The sequence below is a fragment of the Pseudoalteromonas denitrificans DSM 6059 genome (assembly GCF_900112265.1).
GTDB classification, from domain to species: domain Bacteria; phylum Pseudomonadota; class Gammaproteobacteria; order Enterobacterales; family Alteromonadaceae; genus Pseudoalteromonas; species Pseudoalteromonas denitrificans.
In genome coordinates, this window is the sequence record NZ_FOLO01000017.1 from 47,793 (window position 1) to 74,628 (window position 26,836).

Genomic DNA, 26,836 nt, shown 5'->3' on the forward strand with positions numbered 1-26,836 from the left:
ATGATATAAGAGTATTTAACTATTGTAACCAGATAGATAAGTGAGTTCATTATGAATTTGACCAAATCATCAATATACATATTTTGAAACACTTCAAGCCTGAACTTTTTAACAGTTATATGGCCTACTAAGGTTAAGGTGTTAGGAAAACAAATAAAAAGTGGAGTATTAATTCTATGAATAAAATAAAAGTATTTTGGAAGAATAACAGGCAGTTTGTTGTTTTTATTATTTTAATGTCAGTATTTAGAAGTGCTGTTGCCGATTGGTACACAGTGCCAACGGGATCAATGCAACCAACTATTAAAGAAGGTGACCGTATTGTTGTAAATAAAATGGCTTATGACTTAAGAGTGCCTTTTAGCCAAACATCTTTAATCAAAACTGGAGAGCCCCATCGAGGAGAAATAATCGTATTTGAATCAAAAGCGGCACAAAACAGATTAATCAAACGTATTATCGGTTTACCTGGAGATAAAATAAGCCTGCAAAATGAAGCGTTATTTATCAATGGCAATAAACTCAGTTACACAGTCACAATACAAAACAACCAAGAAATATTTGCAAATGAAACCATCAGTGGCCTCACACATAAAATTCGTATCGAAAAAAATGCCAGTGATCGTCTAAGTAACTTTTCTGAAATAATAGTGCCTGAAGATCACTATTTAGTAATGGGTGATAACAGAAGAAATAGTGCTGATTCTCGTGTTTATGGCTTTGTTCCAAGGCATGAACTTAAAGGTAAGGCGACCACAATTGCATTCTCCCTGGATTATGATGACTATTATATTCCACGTGAAGACAGATTTTTAACTGATTTATACTCAGAGTAAAAATATTTAAAACTTAAAAATGTAAAAATGAGTTTTCCATCATTAATGGCTAGTTTAACGCCTCCAATGATGGAGTTAAAACGTCTTATTTTTACATTAGAAAGAACATCAATAAAAATTTTTTATATCTATTTAGCCTTTTTTATCAAAATCTTTTGACAAGATTCATGTTTAAATAAGTCAGCTAAATAAGCTGTGATCCTTGGGAATTCAGGCACTAAGTTAAATCCTTCAGGAAGTGTCGTTAAATAATGGATCATAGGTGCAACTAATGCATCTGCAATAGATAATTGCTCATTATTCAAAATACCATTGTGACTTGCCAGCTCATTAGATATCACATTTAGCGCATTTCGAACTTCGGGTAATGCTGCTTTTGCAACATCAAGTCGAACTTCACCATTTTCACCTTTAGGGAAAGCAAATTCAATTAGAAAGTGTCTTAAGATTGCTTTATCTATATCAATAGAAGCAATGGCACAAAATGCATCGTGATAAGCTGATTTTTTCGCTTCATCAAATTGAACTGAATTCCCTTCAAAGTTGTTATCTAAATAACGACATATAGAAGCGGTTTCAGATAATTCAAAGTCATTATGCAATAAAACAGGAATTTTGCCATAGGGGTGTAATTTAAAATGTTGATCACTTTTAAACGCTACTGACTTATTTTTATATTCAAAACCAAAGGTATATGGGATATTTTTTTCTTCACAAATCAACATTACCGTACGTACAAAATTAGATCTTTCTAAACCAAAAATATGCACAGTTTGTTTATTAATATTTGCGTTCATTTTCTCTTTCCTGTGTTATTAATTACCATTAATTTAAACTGAAACAGAATATGTTCAAGAACATATTTTAAAAATATGACATACTTTTCTTATATTAAAATTCAGAGTAAAAATCATGGCTTGGAGCAAGCAACATAAGCAAAAAACAAAAGAAAAAATTCTGCTCAGCGCTGCAAAGCTATTTGCTAACAATAGCTTTGATAGAGTTTCAATAGACCAAATAATGAAAGAAGCGCAATTAACGCGCGGCGCTTTTTATAGTCATTTCAAATCAAAAAGTGACTTATATTCTCAGTCAATTATTAAAGGTGCTGATGCGGCACAAATTAGAAAACCACTTAATAGCAATATTAATTTAACTCATATCGCACAATATTATTTAAGTCAATCTCACAGGGATGAGCAAGATAAACAACCTTGTCCATTGGCTTCTTTAGTATCTGATATTTCACAACAAGACAAAACAATCCAAGATACTTATACCCAACTATTTAAGGGCTTTGTTAAACAAGCCAATATTCATACAAAAGATCAACAAAAAGCATTGCAAAGTGCGGTATTAATGGTTGGAGGTTTAGCCATTTCAAGGGCATTAAGTGACAAAACATTAAGTGATGACCTTTTACTCGCTTGCCAAAAAGCCATCACTGAATTTTAGATATTTATTTTTTACGGGCTAATTTAAAGCTGATCGATACACACATGGCAATGAGCAATAAACTTGTCCAAATCGTGCTTTGAAAACCAAACTTTTGATACAATAATCCAGACAAAATAGTGCCAAATAATCTACCACCTGCATTTGCCATATAATAAAAACCGACATCTAATGAGGCATTCTCATTATTTGCATAATGTACTATCAAAAAAGAATGTACCGCTGAGTTAATCGCAAAAACAATTGCAAAAAACAGTAGACCTATGACAACAACATTTTGTGCCGACAACCCCAAGTAACTCGCAACTATCATGCTCAGGGGCGCAACCAATAAGGCAGTGGCACTTTTAACCGCTGTTTTAGCATTCGGGTGCTGGATTTTAAATCCAAGCAGTTTTGGTGAAAGTGATTGCACTATGCCATATAAAATGACCCAGGCTGCCATTAAAATACCCACTGAGCCATGCTGCCATTTAAGCTCTGAAATTAAAAATACCGGTAAAGCGACAACAAACCATACATCTCGTGCACTAAATAAAAAAAACCTTGCAGCTGACAGTAGATTTATTGAACTACTTTTAGAAAAAAGTTCATTGAATTTAGCCTTATACTTTTTAGCTTTTAAGCTAGATTTTAAATTTAAAACACACAGTAGCGTGACTAAGGATAATCCTAAAACCATTAAATAAAGTGAGTTTTGATAACCAAATACACTTAATAATAACCCGCCTAAAAAGAAACCAACTCCCTTTAACGCATTTTTAGAGCCAGTTAATAAACTCACCCATTTAAATAAAGTTGAACCATCTTCTTCAGGCACTAATTGCTTAATCGCTGTTTTAGCACTCATTTTATTTAAGTCTTTAGCAATACCCGATATTGCTTGCATAATCATAACAAAAGCAACACTCAGCCATTGTGTTTGTGCTAATAAACTAAGGGCCAAAATTTGTAGTGCTAAACCACTAAATAAAGTGCTCTTTAAACCAAAACGAGCACCTAACCAGCCGCCAAATAAATTGGTGATGATGCCAAAAAATTCATAAAATAAAAATAACGAGGCAACTTCTAAAGGGCTATAACCTAGCTGATGAAAATACAAAACCACCAGCATGCGAAGTGCACCATCCGTTAGTGTGAATCCCCAGTACGCTGTTGTGATCCACATATAATCTTTAATACTTTGTTTCATACCGACTCTTTAAAATTAAACAACGGAACTTTAATAAAATAAACTTTTACAAATACAACAGACATGACTCATATATAATCTTTAATGCTTTGTTTCGTACCGACTCTTTAAAATTAAACAACGGAACTTTACTAAAATAAACCTTTCAAGATACAGCTGATGTGATCCACATATAATCTTTAATACTTTGTTTCATACCGACTCTTTAACTAATGAGTTTGTTGCTCAATTAAATCAACAATATCTTGCATACGACTCACATAGTTCATTTCATTGTCGTACCATGCTAAAACTTTAACCATCGTTTTATTAATTACTTGAGTAGATAAACCATCAACAATCGCACTATGCTGATCGCCAACAAAATCAACAGAAACAAGTGGACGATATTCAATATCTAAAATACCTTTTAACTCGCCTTTTTTTGCATCATCAAATAATTGATTAATTTGTTCAATTGAAGTTTCTTTTTCAGTTTCTATTACTAAATCAACTAACGAACCACTGAGTAAAGGCACACGTACAGCTAACCCATCAAGTTTACCTTGAAGCTCTGGAAATATTGTCATAATTGCAGTTGTTGATCCTGAACTAGTTGGAATTAACGACTCCCCGCATGCACGGGCTCTGCGTAAATCTTTGTGTGCTTTATCAACAATTGTTTGAGTATTAGTAATATCGTGAATCGTTGTCATAGAACCATGCTTTATACCTACAGATTCTTTTAATACTTTAATCACAGGAGCCAAACAATTGGTAGTACAAGAAGCCGCAGTGATCACATTATGTAAGTGAGTATCATAATCTTGATGATTTACGCCATAAACTAAATTAATTGCCCCATCATCTTTAACTGGGCATGAAACCAATACTTTTTTTAAGCCTTTATTTAATAAGTTTTGAAATAATGCAGATTTTCGATATTTACCAGAACACTCAATTAATAAGTCTATATTATCGACTGGTAAATCACTTAATTCGGATAAGGTCATGATTTTAATACTCTGATCTTTTATTAACACCTCAGAGTCAGACGCTGTAACTTCATTGTCTTTAAAGCGCCCTTGCACTGAATCAAAAGCTAATAAATGCGCAACTGTTTTAGCATCACAAGCAGGATCATTAATATATACAATTTCATGTGCGCCTTGTGATATTAATAAACGCGCAAGTAACTTCCCCATACGACCAAAACCATTAATAGCAACTTTCATTTTAAATCCTTATTCACAACAACTTATTTTAAATTGATTAATATCAGCACAACATAGCTCATCATTTACTAGTTGTTTTTTCAATATATCGAGAACTGCAAGTTTATCAGCTGGCAACTGATTGTTTATTTCATAATAACGCCAGGTACCTGAACGGCTTACAGTCACCACTTCTGCATTTTTTAAATACGTTAAATGCCGACTGATCATGCTTTGCTGTAATGCCAAACTAGAAACTAGGTCACATACACATACTTTTTGATTATTTAACAATATATTTAAAATTCTAAGCCGAACGGGCTCACTGCACGTTTTATAAAATTGTGATATTTTTTCCAACATCTGTATATACGGATAAGCAAATATACAGTTATTCTATTGAAAATATTTATTACTGCAATTACTATTTTTAAATATATTTAATTAAAATCTTAAGTTTTTAATATGACATTAATTGCAACGACGCCAAAGCCGCCTTATTACGCTGTAATTTTTAGCTCAACGCTCACCAAAACACATGAAGGTTATGCAGATATGGCCGACAAAATGATGGAACTTGCTCTACAGCAACCTGGTTTTTTAGGAGTAGAGTCTGCAAGGGAAGCATTAGGCATTACGGTGTCATATTGGCAAGATTTAGAATCAATAAAAAATTGGAAGAATAATATAGAACATTTAAAAGCGCAAAAATTAGGTTACGAAAAATGGTACGCTAGTTATAAAACAAGAATCTCTAAAGTTGAACGTGACTACGAATAATATTTATTTTGATAAAAGACATAAACACTAATTTTTGATGATTTCAGTTTTCACCCATGCCTCATCAAATTCAGCAACGATATTGGCCTTTCCAGTTTTATTATTGTTATTTGATGTGATAAGTCGTATGCCTCGGGTTTTAAACCCGACTTGTTCAGGGCTTTGAGATATTTTATATATACCACCAATATCTTGTTTTTCTATTTTCCCCAATGGCGCAGTACTTGCGTAAAGCGTCAACTTCTCCAAACCTAAAGGCGGCTCAACTAGCAACTCGAAGTTATCTTTTATATCGGGTACTTGATATGTAACAGAGCCATTAAAGTGATGTGAACTGCGATTTACATTAGGGAGTATTTGCAGTAAATTACCACTGGCATCTTTATAGGTTAAGCGTCCGTAAAAAGGTTTATTTCCCTTTATATATATCTTCATATATTGGCCTAAGTGGTATTGTGCCTGGTCGGTCCAAACCTTCACCGTAAGAGGTGCCGTTGGATTGGTCATTAACAAGTCACCTTGACCTTGAGATAATAAAACAGGAAAAATTTCAGCCATAATTGAAATTGAATAACACCTTTGTTTATCATCCCAAGTTTTATTATTTACAGATAAAACTTTCACCTCCGCCTCAGAAAATGATTTAATGATATCTTTTTCTAGTTCAAAGTTAGTAACTTGGGTTTGAACTTTTACATATGTTTTTGCAAATTCAACAGCTTGTCTTTTCGCATTTAACAAGGCTTGTGATTCTATCTGCAATTTAGTGTGTTTTGCTGTTTTACAAGCCTCACCTTGTGCTTTTGTGATAGATGACTGTGCGGACATAACTTCAACAGATAGAAAAAATAAAACAAGCATACACAAGCAGTTAAGTCTGATTAAAAAAAAGTTAAGCTCCTTTTTTAAAATAAATATTTGTGGTCGCATTTTATTAAAACTCCAATCTTAAACCCGCATTAAATTGCATTTGCTCTATTAAGTTTTTATTAAACTCCTCATCAATACTGGCAAAAATAGTCCAACCATTAGGTAAAACGGCGACAAGCCCAATTCCAGCCCTACCATATTGTTTATCTATTTCATCACCCAAAACAGTAAATTCAGCGCCACTGGTATCAGAAATAAAACGAGATTGAGTTGATTGCTTTTTAGACTCAAGCAGGTTTTCATATTCAGCAAAAATTTGAGGTACAATAACAGCACTACTTGTATTGATAGCGTAAGAATACTTTAAACCTAAAGTTAAGAGTGTTTCATTTTCTTTTTTACCTGCTACTTGCATCGCAAATCCTGAACCGCCAGTCTCTGAATAAGCATCTATTTTAGACTTTTGGTAATTAATTCTGCTATATGCTTGATAGTTATGCCCACTTATTGAATAGTCCCACCCAATACCTAACCCTAAAGCGAGCTGCTTACCTGAGGAGTCTGCGTCAGTGACAACATCTAAGGTCGGAATTGTTCTAGTACTTTCTTGAAATAATGCCACTCTTGAAAAATTATAATCACTCCACGAATAAGAGATCAGCGCATCAAAATAAAAAGATTCATTTATATTTTTTGTAGTGAACAAATTTAAGCTGATGGTATCTGCCGAACTTTCTCCCTCGGTATTACCAGGATCAAAATTACGTCCCGCTAAATCGGCGTCAAATTTTGTATCATCATTTTCAAAACTGAGCATAGAACCGACAATCCAATCATCAGCTAAACGATAATCAACACCTGCTTGAAACTTAATAGAGTCGGTATTGTAACCTCTCTCTAACTCCGTTAATTCATGCTCTAAATCTGAGTTTCCACCACCGAATAATAAACTGATACCAGCTAATTGAAATCTATCCATTGTACTTTGAGAGTGTTGCGCCTGTTTCATACTTGTTTTATTTTTATCTCTTTGCTGTTTCATCTTTTCTTGCAAAGCTTTTATTCTGGAGCGTGTTTGAGCCAGTGCATTTGCCATGTTACTTAAAGACTGAGTTGGATTTAAAGAGTCTTCACTATCTCCTGACAAATCACCATTTTGAGAATCTACATTACAACGTTTATCAAGATCTGATCCCGTTTGCGCTGTGTTACAAGCTACAAATAAAAAATCTTGAAATTCAGGCGATGCAGCTTGTACTGGTATGAAATACATACTCGAAAAACCAATAAACATAAAAGCCATTACATCTTGTTTTTTAACAATCATAATAATTCTCCTAAAATTTTTGATGCATCAATTTATTAACTTATAAAATACAAAATCACCTGTTTCATGGCCTGCAAATTTTAAAGGTGCATATTCAGGTACTTGCTCAAAACCAACTTTGCTCACATTCGACTTTACATGAGGTAAAATAGCTTGAAAAAGCGCATAGCCAGTCAAAACACCTTTATTATTTTTTAGGGCTTGAATAAGTTCAGCAGCAAAAACAGAATTTTCACCATTTATACTATCTAGTACAGGCGCAATACCACCCGAAGTAAAAGCAATACGACTTTTGGCATCCGATAAAGAATTAAGCAGCTCAAGTTTATTATTTATTTTAGTTGCATTATCAATCACACCAAGAGCTGAACGCGACATCATGCCGGAATAACACGAGTCAGCAATGATCAATAGTTGTTTAGCAGGCATGATATTTAACATATCCGTCACCATAATGTTTGAAATCCAATTAGCAGGGCTGTTTAGCTCTGCGTCTATGGGTAACCAATAGCCCCTTCTATTAATATTGTCTAACTGTCCGTGTCCCGCATAATAAATTAATAAATGTGTATCATCTGAAAAGTTCTGTTTAAGATCATTTAATGCCGACACTATTTGGTACCTGTCAACATCTATCATCATGGTTGTAGAGAAACCATATAAGCTTTTTAATACCTGATTGATAGCTTTGGCATCTTTAGTCGCAGTATTTAAAATAGGTAAACTTTTATAATTATTATTGCCTATGATCAAAGCATGATATTTTTTTTGGTTATAGTTTTTTTGATTAAATATCATGCCCAATTCTTTGTACTCTTGTAACGCTATATTTTGACTAGACTGGTTTAAAGGAAATGTCAGCATGCTTTTATTGTTAAATTCATCAATCGCTGTAATTTTTATATCAACTAAATTTGATAAAACGTACCCTTTAAACATTGAACCCATTAACTTTACTGGCTTTTGATTGATCAAAACTTGCTTAATAGCATGAGGAGACTGCACTTGCCCTATAATTAAAGTTTCTTTTGCTGGTTCATTTGGTTTTGAAGTAACAATTCTAATACCTCTTTGATCTAATTCAGGCTCTATAATTAATATTGTCGCATTTGCATTATGAGGTTTTATTTTAGATTTTAATTGCGGTGATACGCCTTTAATATTTGATGCTTGCTGATACCAAAATAGTGCCATTTTTTTATCTTGCATTAAGCCAAGGCCTTGCTCAAATAAATGACCTAGGTTAATCTGCGCACGTGAAAAACCTTGCTCTGCAGCTTTTAAATACCAGTGAGCAGCACTGATAAAATCAGGTTCTATGCCTAAGCCTTTCTCATACATTTCTCCTAAATAAGTTTGTGCTTTGGCATCTCCTTCTTTAGCTAACGGTAACCAAACTTTTAATGTACTTGCATTATTGGCTCTATCAAAAGCAACATATTCACCACCTCTTATTTCACATTCACTGGCACTGGTTTTAATTGCTTTACGAGCAGCAGCATAGGTCATTGATCCTAAGCGTCTCACTTGGCTAGGTAATAAACAATCAACTACCATAAATGAAGCTATTTGTTGCTTTTCATTAGATTGAGCATGCAGTGAGAAGGATATAAAATACAAAAAATACGTTAGCAAAATAAAGCTAATGGTAGGAAAAGAAGAAAAGTAACATTTAAAATTCATTTTGCCTTTGACCAATACATGTGACGAGAGCACCACATTCAGTTTAGTCGTTATTTTATTTTTTAGTTATATCTTCAGAGTCTTTCAAAATACAAGTATAAAAAAATCCCTACAATACATTGCAGGGATTTTTTAAACGTGAAACTTTTTATCGCATAGTTACAAATTCGGGATAGGCATCAATACCACAATCATGTTGATCCATACCATTAAGCTCTTCCTCTTCACCAACACGTATTCCCATCGTTTTTTTAATAATCATCCAAGTAATAAATGAAGTCACAAATACAAAACTAAATATACATACAATGCCAATTAACTGATTTACTAGCGTGGCATCCGCATTTGACACGGGCACTAATAATAAACCTAAAATACCACATACACCGTGAACTGAAATTGCACCAACAGGGTCATCAATTTTGATTTTGTCTAACATTACAATACTCAATACAACGAGAGATCCCCCTAAAGCACCTAATAATAGTGATAAAACAGGTGAAGGGGATGCTGGATCGGCTGTAATAACAACTAAACCTGCTAATGCACCATTAAGTACCATAGTTAAATCAGCTTTACCCCACTGTAATTTACATACAAGTAATGCTGCAATTGCGCCTGCAGCAGCTGCTGCATTGGTATTAACCATAATTTTACCAATTGCAGATGCATTTTCCATATCAGATAAAAGTAATTGTGAACCACCATTAAAACCAAACCAACCCATCCACAAAATAAATGTGCCTAAAGTAGCAAGCGGCAAATTAGAACCTGGGATCGGATAGATAGCACCATTTTTACCGTATTTACCTCTACGAGCGCCTAATAAAATAACCCCCGATAATGCAGCAGCTGCACCTGCCATATGTACTATGCCAGAACCTGCAAAATCAACAAAACCAGTGCCTGACTCAGAACTTAATGTTGATAAAAAACCGCCCCCCCAAGTCCAGTAACCTTCTAGCGGATATATAAAACCCGTTAATACAACAGTAAAAACCAAGAATGACCACAATTTCATACGCTCAGCCACAGCACCCGAGACAATTGACATAGCTGTTGCTACAAAAACAACTTGAAAGAAAAAGTCAGATTCGAGAGAGTGTGTTGCATCCTTAGCTTGTGTTCCCATCAAACCACCAAAACTAGGAATAATACCGCCACTCATATTATCAACATACATAATGTTATAACCCACCAATAAAAACATAGTGCAGGCTATCGCATATAAAACAATATTTTTTGTTAATATTTCAGTGGTGTTTTTAGAGCGAACTAAACCCGCCTCTAACATGGCAAAACCTGCTGCCATCCACATCACTAAGATCCCTGATATTAAAAAGTAAAAAGTATCTAAGGCAAATTTGAGTTCTAATACTGTGTTTTCCATTATCTTATCCCCTAAATCGCTTCATCATCTAATTCACCAGTGCGAATACGTACAATTTGCTCTAAGTCATAAACAAATATTTTGCCATCACCAATTTTTCCAGTTGAAGCAACACTCGTTATAACCTCAATAACACGTTCAACATTTTCACTGCGAGTTGCTATTTCTAGTTTTATTTTTGGAATAAAATCAACTTGATATTCTGCTCCACGGTAAAGTTCAGTATGACCACGTTGACGCCCAAATCCCTTAACATCAACAACTGTCATGCCCTCTATACCTAAATCTGAAAGCGCCTCTCTAACATCATCAAGTTTGAAAGGCTTAATAATTGCACTGATCATTTTCATGATAAATCCCCTTATTCTCAATGAGCATCACTTACCTGCACTTGAGTTTTAGTTATTAACTTTTAATTATTTTGTAACTAACTGTATTATTGATTTAACTAATCCAACCTTTATGCCACAACTAAAAGCAGTATATTTTCAACCGGTTAAGATGTAGTTGAATACTTAAAAACTTTAAGTTGCACCAATTAGATGCATAAAAAAACACCATTGGTGCAATAAATTGATAATGAAATTAGGAATTCAGATACAAACAAGGTGGGATATGGCATTATTTAGCAAAACATTTCATTAGCAATGAATAGCATTTGGGTTTCAAATACACCTGATAATAAAAATAAAAGGATTCTAATTTTTAATGAGTTACTGGATCATTCAGGCAATAGCAGCATGTTTGTTATTTGCAGTTCAATTTACGCCAGCAAGACATTACAAATTTTCTCTTTATCCTGAGTGGGCTGTATTCACACTTTTTATTATAAATGCAGCCATATTCATATGTTTAACACATTTTGTGATCCGAGCAGCGGTAAAATATCAACAACACGCAGCGATAGCAGGAAAAAAGCTATTTGCGACTGTTGTTATCTGTATTTTACTGTCATGTTTAATAGACGTTGCTTTAACAGTCAATTTACAAGCTTGGCTTACTCCTGCACTAGATGAAACAACTAAAGCACTACGCTTAGGAACAGAATATAAATACTATTTAAATGAGTTAGGCGCTGATACACCTAGATGGAGATTTACACAAATACTCGCATCTTTATTAGGTGTTACCTTTTTATATGGCAGCTGGAGCACATTTTATTTCTTCTTAACAAGCATGAGAAGCCGAATACAAATAAAAGAAAAGGTGAAATCTGGCCAGCTTGCTTTACTTATGAGCCAACTAAATCCACATTTTTTATTTAATTCAATGAATAGTATTCGTGGAATGATTTTTGAAGATAAACAGTTAGCAAAAGAACTTGTTGATAAACTTACAGAGCTATTTAGATATAATTTAAGCTCAAATCAAAAGATCACAGAATCATTAGAAGACGAGCTGCGAGTTTGTGAGTTCTATCTAGATATAGAACAAACCAGATTAGAAGAACGCCTTTTAATCGAAATATTTATTGAACCTGATACTTTAACTTTACAAGTGCCTACCATGGGATTGCTTACATTATTAGAAAATGCCATAAAACATGGCATAGCGCCTAGGGTAGAGCAAAGCTTACTCACGATAAAAACATATCAAACCGATACATATTGGCATTTAGCTGTAACAAATCCGCTTTACCACGGTAGTTATAAAGCACCTGGAACAGGAACTGGCCTGACAAATTTAAAACAAAGGTTAAATCTTATGTATGGTGAAAATGCCAGTATAGATATCAATAAAACACCTGACTCTTTCTCTGCAATACTTACTTTGCCATTAAAAGGCTAACTGCATGAAGTTCACTTATATCACAAGTGTTGGTAAAAACTACTGGAAATACCAAGGCTTATTCATATTGTTTTATGCTATTAGCCAAACCTTTTCTAATTTAAAAATGCTATCGCCCATAGCAGATCATGCATATATTATTTCTTACACTGGCATCAGTGTTTTTGGTTTGTTTTTTAGCTGTCATTTTATTGCTAGAGGTATTTACAAATACGCAGAACAGAAAAATAATAATCTTTTCAAAAATATTTTGTGGTTAATAATAAACTCATTCGCTTCAACTGCGGTTTATTTATTAATTGATGCAGGATACTTCCTTTTTGGCCCAACACCTTATAGCTTTAATGACATTTTTGAACTCGTTTTTTTTAAACATACACAGGGTATGTCATTATCAATAAAGTTATTAAATGTCTGGATTTCCTACTGGGTTGCATTTTCTACTTGGCTTATAATTTATAGTTTTATCTCTTCCAGCCGATTCTACAAAAAACTAAAGGAACAAAACGATAGCCAAGAATTAAAACTGTTACTCAATCAAATCAATCCAGAGTTTTTATATGCAACGATGGACGCAATTAAAATAGCGATCGATAAAGATACAGAACTAGCAGCAAATATAGTCACTCAGGCATCTGAGCTATTTAGATATAACTTAATATCAAGTAAGGCAAATCATGCCAATATTGAGCAAGAATTAAATAGCTTGAATAACTACTTAAATTTATTAAAAGAACAAAAACGCTCACCCAATGACATACATATTTCACTCAATAACCAAGAAGATATTCCTAATTTACCGGCTATGAGCATGATTTTTATGTTATCTCATATTTTAAACAATGCAAAAAGCCAAACACATGCATTAACCATTCAAGGGGGTATCATAGATAAACATTATCAAATTGAAATGTTACATACATCAGCAAAAAAATATCAAACAGATATCAGTTATTTAAAGAACTTACGTCTTAGGTTAAAGCAAATGTACCAAAACAAAGCAACATTATTAGTGAAAAAAGATAGGCAAAGCCATAAACTCATTTTGTTATTACCTTTAATATGACAAAACCATTAAACACCGATATTAGCCATTTATCATTTAACATTTGGAAATTAGCAATTTTAAATTTAGACTGAGTTTTAAATAAAAAACGCATTCGCAGTACAATTTTGAGAAAATATGGATAAAGCTATTTATGTTCAATAAACAACCTGACTCTGCACTTAATCCACATTTCATATTTAATAGTATGAATGCTATTCGCTATACTATTTTTGAAGATCAAGAAAAAGCCAGTGAACTACTTAGTGAACTCGCGCATCTATTACGATACAAATTATCTGATGGGAAAATAGCCACATCTATCGCAGAAGAACTAAGTCATATCACACAATATTTAAGCCTTGAAAAACTCAGATTAGAAGAAAGAATAAATATCACACTGAAAGGCACTGAAATTGGAAATGACTTTAAACTTCCCTGCTCTATCTTATTACCAATAGTTGAAAAATTATTGCATGAAAAAGATGTGTACTCAGTCTTTGAAAATACACTAAGTTTAGTCTGTACTAAAATAGATTCAGGTTTATTATTTTCGTTATGCTTAGAACAATCACCAAAATTAAAACAAGGTAACATTAATTTTAGCAATGAACTGACTCCATTAGATGGCATTGTTAAATACCAATTAAACCAAGAATTAACCCCTAACAGCTACAAGATGGAGTTAAAGCTAGATAAGCTTTAAATAAAACATGACCACAATAAAAGTAATCATTGTAGATGATGAACGTTTAGCCCGAAATGAACTAAAACGCCTATTATCAAAACACACAAATATCGAAATTATTGATGAAGCTAAAAATGCTGACGAAGCCGCAATTAAAATAAAAGAGCACACCCCTGATGCTATTTTTTTAGATATTCATATGCCAGGCTCCACAGGGTTAGAATTAGCCGAATCTCTTGGTGATGACGTTAACATCATATTTTGTACGGCTTATGATCAGTTTGCAGTGGATGCATTTTCATTAAATGCCATGGATTATTTAGTAAAACCCGTAAACCCACAAAGGTTAGCTGAAAGCTTAATTAAATTAGAGACCCGCCTTGAGCAAGCTAAAAAGCAAACAGGCTTACCAGATGATCATAAATTAATGGTTAAATATGGGGAAACAATGCGCATTATTCCATTAAGCGATATTATTCGTTTTGAGTCTATAGGTAATCATGCTGCTATTTACACACCTCACGGCAAGGCTTTTTTACACAGCTCTTTAAATAAGATCGAAGCTAAGTTAGATACAAATCATTACTTTAGAGCCAGCAGATCAGATATAATTCGTTTAGATGCCATTGAAAGCATGGAGCAAGCTATTAGTTATGGCTTAGAAGCAAAACTTACCAATGGCCAAACTATTGAAATTTCTCGTCGCCAAGCAACAAAACTAAAACAACTTTTAGAGTTTACTCAGCTTTAATCTTAGGCCCGCAAAAAGTTTTAAATGTGTAATACAGAGAAAATCATATTTTTTCTGTATTACACTCAAGCCATTTCAAAATAAAAAATCAAAAAAAAAACAATCACCATAAGTTAACTCTATTTTGTTGTAACACAATTTATTAAACAATAAGTTGAACTCTAAGTTTAACGTATTTATTGGTTGTCGGTCTCAAGGGTTTTGCGGTTATGAGCCAAATCTAGCATGCTATGAAATATTAAAATCAATTAGGAAATACCATGAAACTGGTTACAGGCATCAGTTTTTTAGTTTTATGCATAATAAATTCAGCTTATGCAGCGACTGAAAATGATAAAGAAAATAACAACAGATATATTGAAGTCGACAACTCAATTGTGACCGAACATAAAGTTAAAATTTTAGACAAAAAAATAACTTATAAAACCACAACAGGAACACAACCCGTTTGGGATGATAAAGGCAAAGCAATTGCAAGTTTACATTATAGCTATTACCAAAAAAAAGGAGTTAAAGATAAAGCTAAGCGCCCCCTTTTAATTTCATTTAATGGAGGTCCAGGTTCAGCTTCTGTTTGGATGCATTTGGCTTATACAGGCCCTCGCGTTTTAAACATCGATAATGAAGGGTATCCTGTGCAACCATATGGCGTACAAGACAACCCTTTTTCTGTATTAGATATTGCAGATATTTTATATGTCAATCCAGTCAACACGGGGTTTTCACGTGTTTTAGAAAATGAAAAAGGTGAATTACCTTCAAAAGAAAAACAAAAAGAATTATTTTTTGGTATAAACGCCGATGTGAAATACTTAGCACAATGGATCAATACCTTTGTGAGTCGTCATGATCTTTGGTTATCACCAAAGTTTTTAATAGGTGAAAGCTATGGTACAACACGCGTTTCCGGTTTAGCACTCGAATTACAGAACAATCAATGGATGTATCTTAATGGTGTCATATTAGTTTCCCCTACTGATATAGGCATAAAACGCGACGGACCAGTTAAAGCCGCTAATCGACTGCCTTATTTTACGGCTGCTGCGTGGTATCACAAAGCACTTTCAAATGATTTACAAAATAAAGATTTAGAAAAACTTTTACCTGAAGTTGAAGCGTTTACAATTAATAAACTGATCCCCGCGATTGCTAAAGGTGGTTTTATTTCTGCTGATGAAAAAGAAAAAGTGATTTCTAAAATGGCATATTACTCAGGGCTTTCAGAAAAATTTGTAGCCCAAAATAACTTAGATATCCCAGCTTCATTTTTCTGGAAAGAACTACTACGAGATAAAGGCATAACGATAGGCAGATTAGATTCCCGATATCTTGGGATAGATAAACGAGATTCGGGGGAAAGCCCTGACTATTCAGCAGAGCTGACATCTTGGTTACATTCATTTACACCAGCCATTAATTATTACTTACGAGAAGAGTTAAATTACAAAACTGATCTTAAATACAATATGTTTGGTTCTGTACATCCATGGGATCGCACTCGAAATAAGACAGGTGAAAACCTACGCCAAGCTATGGCACAGAATCCATATTTAAATGTCATGATTCAATCAGGGTATTACGATGGTGCAACAAATTATTTTGATGCTAAATATACTTTATGGCAGCTAGACCCTAGCGGAAAAATGAAAGACAGACTTAGCTTTAAAGGTTATAGAAGTGGACATATGATGTATTTACGCCGCGCCGATTTAAAAAGCTCAAATCAAGATCTAAGAGAGTTTATAGAGTCATCTTTACCTAAAAATGGAGCCTCTGCTAAATACCAATAAAAATAGATAACCGGATTTCAATTTAAACCAAGCTAAAGCTGATAATTTGTCAGCTTTCGTTTTTAAAATTGATAACTGACTGAAACACTATATAATTTCTATAACATTAATATTTATTCTCAGAGAGAATACACATGAGTTTAAGCTTTAGAATCACCTTTGCATCATTGTCAAATGAGCTAACTGAAATCCAAGCAATAGATATTCTACAAACAAAATTAAAATTAAATGCTAATGTTGCTCAAAAATTTTTACAAGGTGGCGAAGTTTTTAACCCTATAAGCCAAGAAAAAGCACTCAAACAACAAAAAATATTTGCTTCAATGGGCATTAAAGTCAAAATAACTGACATTTCAGCTAACAATTCCCCTCAAGAAAAAAATCCAACCAATTTAATTAGTCAAGCCGAAAAGGATGCTAAAATAATTAGTGCACTTGACTACATCACAACGAGTTTGATTCGGTTAGAAGAAAAAGTTGATGAATTATCTCAAAATACATCAGAACAACTCCCTTCATTAGATGACGAAAATGAATTATCAGAGCAACCAGAACCTTTAGACTTTGATGAAGACTTTGGCTTGCCAATCAAAAAAAGACAAAGTCGTTTATTTTTAGTAATTGTATCTTCTATTTTAGTGATATTACTGATTGCCCTTGGCATCAGTTTAACTTATCCAGAATTACTAAAGCCATAAATCCTTATGATACAGGTGACCCTTGAAAAGATCTGAAATTAGAGATTTAGTTCGAAAAAAGCGCAACGCATTAACCCAAAAAGAACAAAAATTAGCAGCAGAAACCATAAAGTTGAATTTATCTCAAGTAGTTAACGGGTACAAAAATGCAAAAATAGCCCTTTATTTAAGCAATGATGGTGAGCTAAATACAGCCAAATTAATTGAGTTAATACAAAAAGATAATCACGAAATCTACTTACCTGTATTACACCCTTTCAAAAGTGGTAACTTACTATTTCAGAAGTATGAAAAAAACTCACCCATGAAAGCTAATCGCTATGGTATCTTTGAACCCGAATTAAATTGCAGTCATGTATGTCCAGTTAGTGAACTTGATATAATATTTACGCCCTTAGTTGCATTTGACGATTCAGGTAACAGATTAGGTATGGGAGGTGGTTTCTATGATAGAACTCTAGCCAAGTTTTATCGTGAAAATTGGCAAAAACCCCAATTAATAGGCATAGCACACAATTGTCAAAAGGTAGATAAACTCCCGATTGAAAGTTGGGATGTTCCCCTTAAAACCATAATTACTCCTGAAAAACTCTACCGCTGGTAGCGTAAAAAATTTATAATTAATGCGCGGAAAATCCGCCACACCACTTTTAACCTCTGAGGTTTATTTTTAAACCCAAAACCGGAGAGATACATGACACAAGATGAAATGAAAAAAGCCGCTGCATGGGCTGCACTAGAGTACGTTGAAAAAGACACCATAGTTGGTGTAGGTACGGGTTCTACTGTAAATCATTTTATAGATGCTTTAGGAACAATAAAAGATTCAATTGTTGGTGCCGTATCTAGCTCTGAAGCTTCAACTCAAAAATTAAAAGCCCTTGGTATTGAGATTTTTGACTTAAATCATGTAGATAACTTAAGTATTTATATCGATGGTGCTGATGAGATTAATCATCATAATGACATGATTAAAGGTGGTGGTGCGGCACTGACTCGCGAAAAAATAGTTGCTGCAGTTGCTAAAAAATTCGTTTGTATCGTTGATAGTACAAAACAAGTTGAAACTATGGGTAACTTTCCACTTCCAGTAGAAGTTATTCCTATGGCTCGCAGCTATGTTGCACGCGAATTAGTGAAACTAGGTGGAGACCCGAGTTACCGCGAAGGTGTAGTGACAGATAATGGGAATGTCATTTTAGATGTATACAATTTAGAAATTACAGATGCAAAAGTATTAGAAGAACAAATTAACCAGATTGTTGGGGTTGTAACCAATGGTTTATTTGCACAACGTGGTGCAGATATTGTCATTATTGGTACTCCTGATGGTCCGCAGACAATCAAATAACTTTTAAAGTAGGCTCAGGCAATGAACAAAATATCTTTGGCAAAAGAAAAAATTAAAATTTTATTATTAGAGGGACTACATCAAAGTGCTGTAGAAACACTAAAACGCAATGGTTATACCAACATTGAGTATGTCAAAACATCCTTGCCTGAAGCTGAGTTAATTGAAAAAGTAAAAGATGTGCACTTTATTGGCATTCGTTCACGTACACATTTAACATCTGATGTTTTAGGTGCTGCTGAACGATTGATTGCTATTGGTTGTTTTTGTATCGGCACAAATCAAGTTGACTTAGCCAGTGCTCAAAAACGTGGTATTGCAGTCTTTAATGCCCCTTTTTCAAATACTCGTTCAGTTGCCGAGCTGGTATTAGGCCAAATGATCATGTTACTTCGTGGTATTCCTAAAAGAAATGCGATGGCACACAGAGGGCAATGGTTCAAATCTGCCGTAGGTTCTTATGAAGCCAGAGGAAAAACATTAGGTATCATTGGTTATGGCCATATCGGTACTCAATTAGGTATTATGGCTGAACATATCGGTATGAACGTACAGTTTTATGATATTGAAGACAAACTCACTTTAGGTAATACCAAGCAAATTCATAGTTTAACGGTATTATTACAAACTTCAGATGTTATCAGTTTACACGTACCTGAAACACCTCAAACTAAAAACCTAATTGGTGCAGCTGAGCTTGAAGTAATGAAGCACGGATCAATTTTAATTAATGCTTCTCGCGGCACTGTTGTTGATATAGATGCTTTATCACAAACACTTTCTGAAGATAAACTAGCAGGCGCTGCGATAGATGTATTTCCTGTTGAGCCAAAATCAAATGATGAAGAATTTATTTCACCTCTTAGAGAGTTTGACAATGTCATTTTAACGCCTCATGTAGGTGGCTCTACGCAAGAAGCACAAGAGAACATTGGCATTGAAGTCGCAGGAAAAATTGCTAAATATTCAGATAATGGCTCAACTGTTTCTGCGGTTAATTTTCCTGAAGTGTCTTTACCTGAACTACAAGGGCGAAGCCGCTTATTGCACATTCACCATAACCACCCAGGAGTATTAACACAAATTAACCAAGCCTTTGCCCAACATGGTATTAATATCGCAGCACAATACCTACAAACAGATGAAAATATTGGTTATGTTGTAATTGATGTAAATACTGAATACTCAGAAGTTGCATTAAAAGAGCTGCGCGCTATAGAAGGCACGATAAAAGCGAGGATCTTGCATTAATTTCTATAAGTTGCTAAAACTTGACTTAGCCATGCCCTTGCATGGCTTTTTTGTTTTAACATTACCAAATATTCATCTTACATAAACATAGGAACAATCCGTGTTAACAAAAGTACTTATAACAACATTAATTATTGTTTTAGCTATGTTTTATTTAAAAAACACAAAACAAAAAAGTTTTAATAATGTCAGGAGTCAGGATGCTGTTCCTTCAAAATTTAGATATCTATCGATGTTATTGTTAAGTCTTTCATTATTATTCAGTGCGGTTTATTTATTTTGGCAATATCAAGAAGATAACAAAGTTATAAACGTAACGGTGATCTCCCCTGTTTCGAATAAAAAAATTACTTACCATGTCAAAAGAAAAGATATTTCAGCTAATAAAATTATAACTTTAGAAGGTATTACCATAAGGCTTTCAAACCAAGAACGCATAATCATAGCTGAGGCTGAAATAAATTAAGACAACCCTCCTTTAATTTTATATCTAATTACATGCAACAATGATTTTTTAAACTCTTAGAAATGGCTTTAAAACTCATCACTTAGCTAAAAAGTCATATGTTTTTTTACCGAGTATATTAATCGAGCCTCAGCTTCTTATATTTGATGTAATAATACATTTAACATAAATAAAACGAATGCTAGAAAAACAATAAAAGTTAAACTCATAAATATTTTTTCATTTTGTGCCAAAGTAACACTTCACTGTAATTAATCATTTACTGTTACTGTCAATATAACCGAAATTCAGCTAAATAATTTGTTATTAAAGGCATATAACTTGCTTTATTTTTAAGTGAAAAACAATTATTGTTATTTACCAATGCATTATTTCTTTAATAGACAGATAATTATCACTATTATGATTGTACTAAAAAAATAACTTCACGCTAAATATTATAAGATGATGGACACCATATATGGTTGATGATGTACTGCTTAAACATCAAGATTTAATAAATGAACTTAAATCTGATTTAGGCACAGCTAAATTTGACAATATCTTCAGAAAAAAAACTGAATCCTTATCAAAACCAGATCAATTTCTGATTAAAATGGAAATGACCCGGCTTTCGCAACCTGTTGCACGTTTCATCGATTTAAGAGGGCAAGTTACCGGAGAGGTGAGATCTTATGAATTTAATGGCAAACAACATTTTATGGATAATTTAGCTATTGAAGTATTTGAAAAAGCAATAAAACAACATGGTGATTATACTCTCGCTGTATATGAAGCCGTAATGAATACTGAAAATAATCATAAAATATTACAAAAAAATGCAAAAAAACAAGCTTTAACCAAACCTAATGAGCCAGACAGACAAGTTAAAAAGTTAGAGTGTCACATGGTTAAATTTGCATCATACGAAACTCGAATAGAAGAACGTATGAATTATGCAATTAAAGTTCAAATTCAAATATCCCCTTCTGACATGATGGAAGCCAGTACTTCTGATATTTCCGTCAGTGGTTGTAAGGTAAAACTCCCTGTACGTTATAAATTAAAGCGTGAACAAAAATTAAAAATGCGCTTAGTTGGGTTAGAGCAAGATTTTGAATTAGGTTTAAAAAAAGGCATTGAATACGAAGTTGTTGCAATTGATAGTATTAATAATGATATTAATCACATTAGAATGAAACGCACTTTTATTGAATGCAATGCTAGCTTTGATGATTTTTTACGTAGCTTTATTCATGGCAATAAGCGTCGATACAAAGTTAATTTAGACAATACCTTAGATGCTGTGATCATCAAAGGATATGAACAATACTATCTCCCAAGAGTTACCTCTTTATCTATTTTTTTAGCTGAACAAGACGATATTCTTACACCAACTTTAGTATTGAGCAATGAAAATAATATAGATATTATTCGCTACTTTAACGATGAAAACAAAAATTTTATTTTAACGAATATTCTTAATAAGCCTCGTTTGTCTCATTTGTTAGCCCAGCAGGGTCACGTTAAGGAAGGTTTATTTTATTGTTTTACACATATTAGTGCAGGGAAAATTTTTTATTATTCTGCAACTGATTATGAATTAAATCAGACTCCCGCTTTAAAAAGTCTATTTTTAGGTTTTGGTAGTAGTAAAAACAGTTGGAGAAGCTTTAAAGTTCAATTAATGCCAAGTCATATCGATGACGCTTTTATCCCTTTATCGTTACCAGAAACAGCAAGTGAAGATGTTGCAAAGTTAAACAAACCACCTTCACCACGAGTTCAAGGTGTCATTCAAGGTGCTAAATATCTTGTTTTGTTAACCGATATTACAACTAAACAAGCACAAATTGAGTACAAAAAAAATAAATATAATAAAGCACAAGTGAATGCATTAAAACAATATGGCCATGCAAAACAAGCTCACTATCCTGATATAGATGTAGTGCCTCTTGAATATATAAATTTAAGATCTGAAACGCGATACTTGTATAAAACAGAGGTTCAGTTAGAACAAGAGGAAAGAGGAAAAGTAACTGGTTTCACCCGTGATTTTTCAGAAAACGGATTGCAAATTGAATTGCCCCAACCTATGAAGTATGAGAACGGTGATTTATTATTAATGACCTTGCCCGACCTACAAAAAATAACTAAAAAACATAACCTAAATAATCTACCTTATGAAGTTATGGCTGTGAGTAAAACAAAAACAATCATTAACCTTCGCAGCTACAGACCAACAGAAAATAGTGAGCATGCTGGCGCTACATTTTTCACTCAACTTATTGATAATAACAAAAGTAAGCTAAAAGCATCAGCCGAATCACCAAAGATACCAGGATTATCAACAGCACTAAGAAACATGCTCACAAAGTCAGTTTGCCAATTTCCTTTTTATATTCACAAACAAGGTGCAACGCATGTTGTTGGTGCAATTGGCCATGGCTTATACCCTAGTCCTTTACATTTGATATTAAGTCAGTATGGCTTATTAGATGAATATTTTGATATTGAGTCACTTTTTTCAAACGACATATTGCACGAATTATTCATCCCAAAATTAAAAGATATGAAGCGCCAAGATAAACCTTTTCAATTAGAACTCTATCTACGTTTTAATCCTGCTGCTAAAGACATTAAGACAGCACTAATATGTGATTATATCCCTTTGACAGCAACAGAGATTAATAAGCAGAGCTTTGTTAAAGCGAGTATAAAACGAGAGCTGTTTTTTGGTTTTAGAGTATATTTATCACGTACAGGTCGCCCTGATACTGAATATTTATCTAAAGAACTTAGCTATATTACGCAATATGCGATACATAAAGCCAAAGTATTAGAAGAAGAACTTTGGTCTGTTGTTGGTGTTGGAGAAATTCTCGATATTACAGATGAGTTAATGCAAAGATTTGGTATTGATCCCAGTATATTAGTCGAGATGGATAAACGTAAAACACTATGGATGCAAAGATTAATTTCAAATTTATGAAGCTAGAACCTTTAGCTCTAGCTTACAATTAGCATTTAAGAGTTAAAACTTTGGAATATCAATAAAATATGCCACCTGTAATAATGAACCGTAATTAATAGCCACATCAGCTGTTTTTGCAACTTTTGGCTTACCATGCACAGCTATGCCTAAACCAGCATTGCCCATCATTTTCAAATCATTTGCACCATCTCCCATAGCCAAAGTTTGTTCGATATCTATATCAAAAGCTTTTGCAGTTTTATTTAGGAAATTTGCTTTTTCTTGCGCATCAACAATTACACCAACTACATTACCCGTTAATGTATTATCTGAAACTTCTAACGCGTTAGCATGAATGAGATCTAAATTAAGTAAGGCTTGAACACGTTGAGCAAAAGGGATAAAACCACCTGAAGCAATCGCTAACTTCCACCCTTTCTCCTTTAACAATTCACATAATGATGAAACACCGGGCATCAAAGGTAAATCTTGTTTTAGCTGTTCAATAAGAGATAAATCAATACCTGCAAGTTTGGCAACCCGTAACTTCAAGCTTTCACTAAATTCCAAAGTACCACTCATAGCTTGAGCTGTAACAGATGCCACTTCATCATACACATTTGCTAAACGAGCAATTTCATCGATACACTCAATGGTAATGGCTGTTGAGTCCATATCCATAACTAATAAACCGGGCTGGTTTAATTTTGGTGGGTTTGAAAAAATAGAGAGTTGGCAGGCCAGCTTTTCTGATAAATCATTCAACTTCGCTTTAATGCTTTTAATATTACAACGACAAGAAATAACCAGCGCTGGCTTTAATTTCTCATGAGGTTGATAATAACAAATACTGACACTTTCAATTTTCTCTTCTTGTAAAAAAAAGCCGAGTTGCTTTAAATGATTCGTCGTTAACTCACAGCCAAAAGCGAGTAAATAATTTTCTTCAGAATGTTTAATTTTGGAGCTTTCAGTGATAACTAAATTTGTTACCGATAACATAGACCATTGCCCAAGGGTTAAAATTTCTGATAGCTTTTTGTCTTGAATTTGAGACAAATTAATTGATGGCATTAAAAACTCCAAATGTGCATTTTTCATGAAATATTTTTGTATTTGCTTTTTTACCAAGAAATAGACAAACTGTCAGCAACATAGTGAGTAATATGAAAAAAAAACAACTTAACAATCCACTTATTGCAACGATTTACCAACGAGTTTCTCGCTTGGCGCTTACGCTTATCTGTTTATTTTTATTACTCAACTTGGGCTTTAATTCTAGTTTTCATAGTCATGAAATTTTGGCCCAACAAACACAACATACAGCACGTAGCTTAGCTCAACAAATGTCTTATGCAGCGAGCGATGCCATTGTTAACAATAACCCAAAACAACTAAAGTTAATTGTTAATAATATGACTAAAGATCCTTATATTGTTTCATCTTCTATTTTTGATAAATATGGCGTATTAATCATACAAAGCAATAATAGTTTTTTATATCAAGACTATATGAAACAGCCAAATGCTATGCCCGGTATTTCAAAGTTATCTTCACCTATTATACAACCCATTTTTAATGGAAAAAAACGACTCGGCTTCGTCAGAATTACTTACCTATCACGTGCAGCAATGAGTAAAGGCCATAATTATTTTCATCAACTAGGCAGACAAATAGGTTTAATGCTCATTTTAAGTTGTATTTTAACTTGGTTAACAGCACGTACAATCAAGCGTTGGCAAGTTAATCGTTATACAAAAAAAATATTAAAACTAAATAAAGATTAAAGATTAAAGATTAAAGATTAAAGATTAAAGATTAAAGATTAAAAACTTCTAAGGTGTTTTTATAAAGTTGGTTGGCTAGTATTTCTTTTGATTCACTGCGTAAATGAAGCAAAGATTCAAAAATTGAAATAAGAGCAGTAGGGGTATTAACTTGTCCTTGTTTACCTGATATCGGCATAGAGGGAGCATCAGTCTCTAGTAGTAAAGACTCCACGGGGAGTTGACTAATAGTATGATGTGTTTTATGAGCTCTTTCATATGTTATCACACCCCCAACACCAATTTTGAATCCTTGTTTGATATAAGCCTTTGCTTGCTGCAAACTCCCAGAAAAAGCATGGATGACACCACCATATAAAGGTTTCTGCTGTTTAAACGCCTGTGCGATTATATGATGACTTTGTCTATGGTGAACGATTAGTGGTAGTTGTAATTGATTGGCTAATTGGATATGCGCAATAAAAAGGGATTTTTGTTTATCCATATCACCTATACTGCTATCAATACCACACTCCCCTATCGCAACTATTTTATCTTTATGTAATATTGCTAACTGAATTAATTCGTCCATATGCTGAGCTTTGTGCTGATTTAAAAAATAAGGGTGTAAACCCAATGCAATATAATTTTTTACATGGGCGTAAAACTGTGGACGCATTATTAAGCTTTTTGATTGCGCCAAAGTAATTCCTGGCACAATCATTTTATTTATTCCAAAGTTAATTGCTTGTTCTAATAACAAGGAACGACTCTCATCAAACTCAGAAAAATCGATATGGCAATGAGAATCAAAAAATAGGCATTTATGCATAATGGTTATTATTTATGGATTTAATCGTTCAATTTTCCATGATCCATCATCTTGTTTTTGGTATATAAAGCGGTCATGTAAACGACTTGCCCCACCTTGCCAAAATTCAACTTTATGTGGCTCAATACAATAACCTCCCCAAAAAGATGGTAAAGGAACCTCCCCTTGTGAAAACTTGTTTTTGACTTGGGCAAACTTTTCCATTAAAACACTTCTTGATGACACTGGTCGACTTTGTGCAGATGCCCATGCCGCTATTTGGCTTTCTTTAGGTCTGGATAAAAAGTATTTAGTGACATCTATCTTTGATAGCAATTTTGCTTTTCCATAAACAATGACCTGACGCTCTAGGTTATGCCACGGAAAATGTAAACAAACCTGGTTATTTTGCGCTAATTCTTGGGCTTTTCGTGATTCTGTATTCGTAAAAAAAACAAAACCTTTTTCATCTAACTGTTTAAGTAATACGATTCGCTGTGATGGCTGTCCAACTTCATCTACAGTTGCAACAACCATAGCAGTCGGATCAGCAAGTTGAGCATCTACAGCTTGTTTTAACCATATTTCGAATTGTGAAATAGGATCATCAGCCAATAGCTCTCGACATAAACCATCCTTTAAATATTCACGTCTAATATCTTCTAATTTCATTAAAGTTTAAAGCCCTACATCAAATTTGATATTCTAATAATACCTTATTTCAAAAGGTGAATTTTGAGTTTTCGAATATT

At 33.6% G+C, this 26,836-nt stretch carries 27 protein-coding genes; 15 read left to right on the top strand and 12 right to left on the bottom strand.

Features of this window, described 5'->3' with window-relative positions:
- Positions 1-176: 176 nt before the first annotated feature.
- The gene (gene lepB / locus BM088_RS12165; protein ID WP_091984122.1) at positions 177-836 is read left to right on the top strand and encodes a signal peptidase I; all 660 of its coding nucleotides are present in this window, start codon (positions 177-179) and stop codon (positions 834-836) included.
- Between the two features lie 128 nt (positions 837-964).
- Here the strand turns inward: lepB and BM088_RS12170 are convergent, their stop codons facing one another.
- Complete coding sequence (locus BM088_RS12170; RefSeq protein WP_245763815.1) at positions 965-1,633, bottom strand: glutathione S-transferase family protein; 669 nt, start codon at positions 1,631-1,633, stop codon at positions 965-967.
- 115 nt (positions 1,634-1,748) lie between these two features.
- Between BM088_RS12170 and BM088_RS12175 the strand changes: the two genes are divergently transcribed.
- Entirely contained in the window at positions 1,749-2,291 is a 543-nt protein-coding gene (locus BM088_RS12175; RefSeq protein WP_091984125.1) for a TetR/AcrR family transcriptional regulator, read from the top strand.
- A 4-nt stretch (positions 2,292-2,295) separates the two neighbouring features.
- Here BM088_RS12175 and arsJ read toward each other — a convergent pair whose 3' ends face one another.
- The 3 genes from arsJ to BM088_RS12190 all read right to left on the bottom strand — a co-directional run bounded on the left by arsJ (position 2,296) and on the right by BM088_RS12190 (position 5,039).
- The gene (gene arsJ / locus BM088_RS12180; RefSeq protein WP_091984128.1) at positions 2,296-3,483 is read right to left on the bottom strand and encodes an organoarsenical effux MFS transporter ArsJ; all 1,188 of its coding nucleotides are present in this window, start codon (positions 3,481-3,483) and stop codon (positions 2,296-2,298) included.
- Between the two features lie 209 nt (positions 3,484-3,692).
- A complete protein-coding gene (locus BM088_RS12185; protein ID WP_091984131.1) occupies positions 3,693-4,697 on the bottom strand; it encodes an ArsJ-associated glyceraldehyde-3-phosphate dehydrogenase in 1,005 nt (334 codons plus the stop codon).
- A gap of 9 nt (positions 4,698-4,706) precedes the next feature.
- Positions 4,707-5,039 (bottom strand): ArsR/SmtB family transcription factor, encoded by a 333-nt coding sequence (locus tag BM088_RS12190; protein WP_091984133.1) that lies wholly within the window; start codon positions 5,037-5,039, stop codon positions 4,707-4,709.
- Between the two features lie 102 nt (positions 5,040-5,141).
- Between BM088_RS12190 and BM088_RS12195 the strand changes: the two genes are divergently transcribed.
- On the top strand, positions 5,142-5,456 hold the full coding sequence (locus BM088_RS12195) for an antibiotic biosynthesis monooxygenase family protein (protein ID WP_091984136.1): 315 nt from the start codon (positions 5,142-5,144) through the stop codon (positions 5,454-5,456).
- A 27-nt stretch (positions 5,457-5,483) separates the two neighbouring features.
- Here the strand turns inward: BM088_RS12195 and BM088_RS12200 are convergent, their stop codons facing one another.
- The 5 genes from BM088_RS12200 to BM088_RS12220 all read right to left on the bottom strand — a co-directional run bounded on the left by BM088_RS12200 (position 5,484) and on the right by BM088_RS12220 (position 11,076).
- Positions 5,484-6,317, bottom strand: a complete 834-nt coding sequence (locus BM088_RS12200; RefSeq protein ID WP_177208031.1) for a DUF4384 domain-containing protein — start codon at positions 6,315-6,317, stop codon at positions 5,484-5,486.
- Between the two features lie 73 nt (positions 6,318-6,390).
- Complete coding sequence (locus tag BM088_RS12205) at positions 6,391-7,653, bottom strand: autotransporter outer membrane beta-barrel domain-containing protein (RefSeq protein WP_091984142.1); 1,263 nt, start codon at positions 7,651-7,653, stop codon at positions 6,391-6,393.
- Positions 7,654-7,680: 27 nt separating this feature from the next.
- The gene (locus BM088_RS12210) at positions 7,681-9,210 is read right to left on the bottom strand and encodes a caspase family protein (protein ID WP_218156514.1); all 1,530 of its coding nucleotides are present in this window, start codon (positions 9,208-9,210) and stop codon (positions 7,681-7,683) included.
- Between the two features lie 274 nt (positions 9,211-9,484).
- Entirely contained in the window at positions 9,485-10,726 is a 1,242-nt protein-coding gene (locus tag BM088_RS12215) for an ammonium transporter (protein WP_091984147.1), read from the bottom strand.
- A gap of 11 nt (positions 10,727-10,737) precedes the next feature.
- On the bottom strand, positions 10,738-11,076 hold the full coding sequence (locus BM088_RS12220; protein ID WP_091984149.1) for a P-II family nitrogen regulator: 339 nt from the start codon (positions 11,074-11,076) through the stop codon (positions 10,738-10,740).
- A gap of 358 nt (positions 11,077-11,434) precedes the next feature.
- Here BM088_RS12220 and BM088_RS12225 point away from each other — a divergent pair, with 358 nt between their 5' ends.
- From BM088_RS12225 to BM088_RS12275, 11 genes are all read left to right on the top strand, one after another.
- Entirely contained in the window at positions 11,435-12,514 is a 1,080-nt protein-coding gene (locus tag BM088_RS12225) for a sensor histidine kinase (RefSeq protein ID WP_091984152.1), read from the top strand.
- Positions 12,515-12,518: 4 nt separating this feature from the next.
- Positions 12,519-13,580: a histidine kinase gene (locus BM088_RS12230; protein WP_091984153.1), complete on the top strand. Its 1,062-nt coding sequence runs from the start codon at positions 12,519-12,521 to the stop codon at positions 13,578-13,580.
- Between the two features lie 133 nt (positions 13,581-13,713).
- Positions 13,714-14,265 carry a histidine kinase gene (locus BM088_RS12235; RefSeq protein ID WP_091984155.1) on the top strand — a complete coding sequence of 184 codons (552 nt, stop codon included), beginning with the start codon at positions 13,714-13,716 and terminating at the stop codon, positions 14,263-14,265.
- 7 nt (positions 14,266-14,272) lie between these two features.
- Complete coding sequence (locus tag BM088_RS12240) at positions 14,273-14,998, top strand: LytR/AlgR family response regulator transcription factor (protein ID WP_091984158.1); 726 nt, start codon at positions 14,273-14,275, stop codon at positions 14,996-14,998.
- Between the two features lie 260 nt (positions 14,999-15,258).
- Positions 15,259-16,788 carry a S10 family peptidase gene (locus tag BM088_RS12245; RefSeq protein WP_091984160.1) on the top strand — a complete coding sequence of 510 codons (1,530 nt, stop codon included), beginning with the start codon at positions 15,259-15,261 and terminating at the stop codon, positions 16,786-16,788.
- Positions 16,789-16,922: 134 nt separating this feature from the next.
- The gene (locus BM088_RS12250) at positions 16,923-17,486 is read left to right on the top strand and encodes a hypothetical protein (RefSeq protein WP_091984163.1); all 564 of its coding nucleotides are present in this window, start codon (positions 16,923-16,925) and stop codon (positions 17,484-17,486) included.
- A gap of 22 nt (positions 17,487-17,508) precedes the next feature.
- Positions 17,509-18,090 (top strand): 5-formyltetrahydrofolate cyclo-ligase, encoded by a 582-nt coding sequence (locus tag BM088_RS12255; RefSeq protein ID WP_091984166.1) that lies wholly within the window; start codon positions 17,509-17,511, stop codon positions 18,088-18,090.
- 90 nt (positions 18,091-18,180) lie between these two features.
- Complete coding sequence (gene rpiA, locus BM088_RS12260; protein WP_091984169.1) at positions 18,181-18,837, top strand: ribose-5-phosphate isomerase RpiA; 657 nt, start codon at positions 18,181-18,183, stop codon at positions 18,835-18,837.
- Between the two features lie 21 nt (positions 18,838-18,858).
- The gene (gene serA / locus BM088_RS12265) at positions 18,859-20,088 is read left to right on the top strand and encodes a phosphoglycerate dehydrogenase (RefSeq protein WP_091984171.1); all 1,230 of its coding nucleotides are present in this window, start codon (positions 18,859-18,861) and stop codon (positions 20,086-20,088) included.
- Between the two features lie 100 nt (positions 20,089-20,188).
- Positions 20,189-20,554: a hypothetical protein gene (locus BM088_RS12270; RefSeq protein ID WP_091984173.1), complete on the top strand. Its 366-nt coding sequence runs from the start codon at positions 20,189-20,191 to the stop codon at positions 20,552-20,554.
- Positions 20,555-21,014: 460 nt separating this feature from the next.
- Positions 21,015-23,525, top strand: a complete 2,511-nt coding sequence (locus BM088_RS12275) for a PilZ domain-containing protein (RefSeq protein WP_091984176.1) — start codon at positions 21,015-21,017, stop codon at positions 23,523-23,525.
- Between the two features lie 42 nt (positions 23,526-23,567).
- On the opposite strand, the gene serB is transcribed toward BM088_RS12275, so the two are convergent.
- Positions 23,568-24,581, bottom strand: coding sequence for a phosphoserine phosphatase SerB (serB, locus tag BM088_RS12280; protein WP_091984178.1), 1,014 nt, complete (start codon positions 24,579-24,581; stop codon positions 23,568-23,570).
- A 92-nt stretch (positions 24,582-24,673) separates the two neighbouring features.
- On the opposite strand from serB, the gene BM088_RS12285 reads away from it, so the two are divergent.
- On the top strand, positions 24,674-25,294 hold the full coding sequence (locus BM088_RS12285) for an AhpA/YtjB family protein (RefSeq protein ID WP_091984180.1): 621 nt from the start codon (positions 24,674-24,676) through the stop codon (positions 25,292-25,294).
- A 31-nt stretch (positions 25,295-25,325) separates the two neighbouring features.
- On the opposite strand, the gene BM088_RS12290 is transcribed toward BM088_RS12285, so the two are convergent.
- Together BM088_RS12290 and pdxH are read right to left on the bottom strand one after the other, a co-directional pair.
- Positions 25,326-26,105, bottom strand: a complete 780-nt coding sequence (locus tag BM088_RS12290; RefSeq protein ID WP_091984182.1) for a TatD family hydrolase — start codon at positions 26,103-26,105, stop codon at positions 25,326-25,328.
- A 12-nt stretch (positions 26,106-26,117) separates the two neighbouring features.
- Complete coding sequence (gene pdxH / locus BM088_RS12295) at positions 26,118-26,756, bottom strand: pyridoxamine 5'-phosphate oxidase (protein WP_091984184.1); 639 nt, start codon at positions 26,754-26,756, stop codon at positions 26,118-26,120.
- Positions 26,757-26,836 lie beyond the last annotated feature (80 nt).

Excerpts from the sequence above, each read along its gene's own strand:
- BM088_RS12275 (WP_091984176.1), top strand. The coding sequence starts at position 21,015 with ATGGTTGATGATGTACTGCTTAAACATCAAGATTTAATAAATGAACTT.
- BM088_RS12200 (WP_177208031.1), bottom strand. The coding sequence starts at position 6,317 with ATGCTTGTTTTATTTTTTCTATCTGTTGAAGTTATGTCCGCACAGTCA.
- BM088_RS12205 (WP_091984142.1), bottom strand. The coding sequence starts at position 7,653 with ATGATTGTTAAAAAACAAGATGTAATGGCTTTTATGTTTATTGGTTTT.
- BM088_RS12285 (WP_091984180.1), top strand. The coding sequence starts at position 24,674 with ATGAAAAAAAAACAACTTAACAATCCACTTATTGCAACGATTTACCAA.
- BM088_RS12230 (WP_091984153.1), top strand. The coding sequence starts at position 12,519 with ATGAAGTTCACTTATATCACAAGTGTTGGTAAAAACTACTGGAAATAC.
- BM088_RS12290 (WP_091984182.1), bottom strand. The coding sequence starts at position 26,105 with ATGCATAAATGCCTATTTTTTGATTCTCATTGCCATATCGATTTTTCT.
- serB (WP_091984178.1), bottom strand. The coding sequence starts at position 24,581 with ATGCCATCAATTAATTTGTCTCAAATTCAAGACAAAAAGCTATCAGAA.
- BM088_RS12215 (WP_091984147.1), bottom strand. The coding sequence starts at position 10,726 with ATGGAAAACACAGTATTAGAACTCAAATTTGCCTTAGATACTTTTTAC.
- arsJ (WP_091984128.1), bottom strand. The coding sequence starts at position 3,483 with ATGAAACAAAGTATTAAAGATTATATGTGGATCACAACAGCGTACTGG.
- BM088_RS12210 (WP_218156514.1), bottom strand. The coding sequence starts at position 9,210 with ATGGTAGTTGATTGTTTATTACCTAGCCAAGTGAGACGCTTAGGATCA.
- BM088_RS12240 (WP_091984158.1), top strand. The coding sequence starts at position 14,273 with ATGACCACAATAAAAGTAATCATTGTAGATGATGAACGTTTAGCCCGA.
- serA (WP_091984171.1), top strand. The coding sequence starts at position 18,859 with ATGAACAAAATATCTTTGGCAAAAGAAAAAATTAAAATTTTATTATTA.
- lepB (WP_091984122.1), top strand. The coding sequence starts at position 177 with ATGAATAAAATAAAAGTATTTTGGAAGAATAACAGGCAGTTTGTTGTT.
- BM088_RS12250 (WP_091984163.1), top strand. The coding sequence starts at position 16,923 with ATGAGTTTAAGCTTTAGAATCACCTTTGCATCATTGTCAAATGAGCTA.
- BM088_RS12245 (WP_091984160.1), top strand. The coding sequence starts at position 15,259 with ATGAAACTGGTTACAGGCATCAGTTTTTTAGTTTTATGCATAATAAAT.
- BM088_RS12190 (WP_091984133.1), bottom strand. The coding sequence starts at position 5,039 with ATGTTGGAAAAAATATCACAATTTTATAAAACGTGCAGTGAGCCCGTT.
- BM088_RS12170 (WP_245763815.1), bottom strand. The coding sequence starts at position 1,633 with ATGAACGCAAATATTAATAAACAAACTGTGCATATTTTTGGTTTAGAA.
- rpiA (WP_091984169.1), top strand. The coding sequence starts at position 18,181 with ATGACACAAGATGAAATGAAAAAAGCCGCTGCATGGGCTGCACTAGAG.
- BM088_RS12175 (WP_091984125.1), top strand. The coding sequence starts at position 1,749 with ATGGCTTGGAGCAAGCAACATAAGCAAAAAACAAAAGAAAAAATTCTG.
- BM088_RS12220 (WP_091984149.1), bottom strand. The coding sequence starts at position 11,076 with ATGAAAATGATCAGTGCAATTATTAAGCCTTTCAAACTTGATGATGTT.
- BM088_RS12195 (WP_091984136.1), top strand. The coding sequence starts at position 5,142 with ATGACATTAATTGCAACGACGCCAAAGCCGCCTTATTACGCTGTAATT.
- pdxH (WP_091984184.1), bottom strand. The coding sequence starts at position 26,756 with ATGAAATTAGAAGATATTAGACGTGAATATTTAAAGGATGGTTTATGT.
- BM088_RS12225 (WP_091984152.1), top strand. The coding sequence starts at position 11,435 with ATGAGTTACTGGATCATTCAGGCAATAGCAGCATGTTTGTTATTTGCA.
- BM088_RS12185 (WP_091984131.1), bottom strand. The coding sequence starts at position 4,697 with ATGAAAGTTGCTATTAATGGTTTTGGTCGTATGGGGAAGTTACTTGCG.
- BM088_RS12235 (WP_091984155.1), top strand. The coding sequence starts at position 13,714 with ATGTTCAATAAACAACCTGACTCTGCACTTAATCCACATTTCATATTT.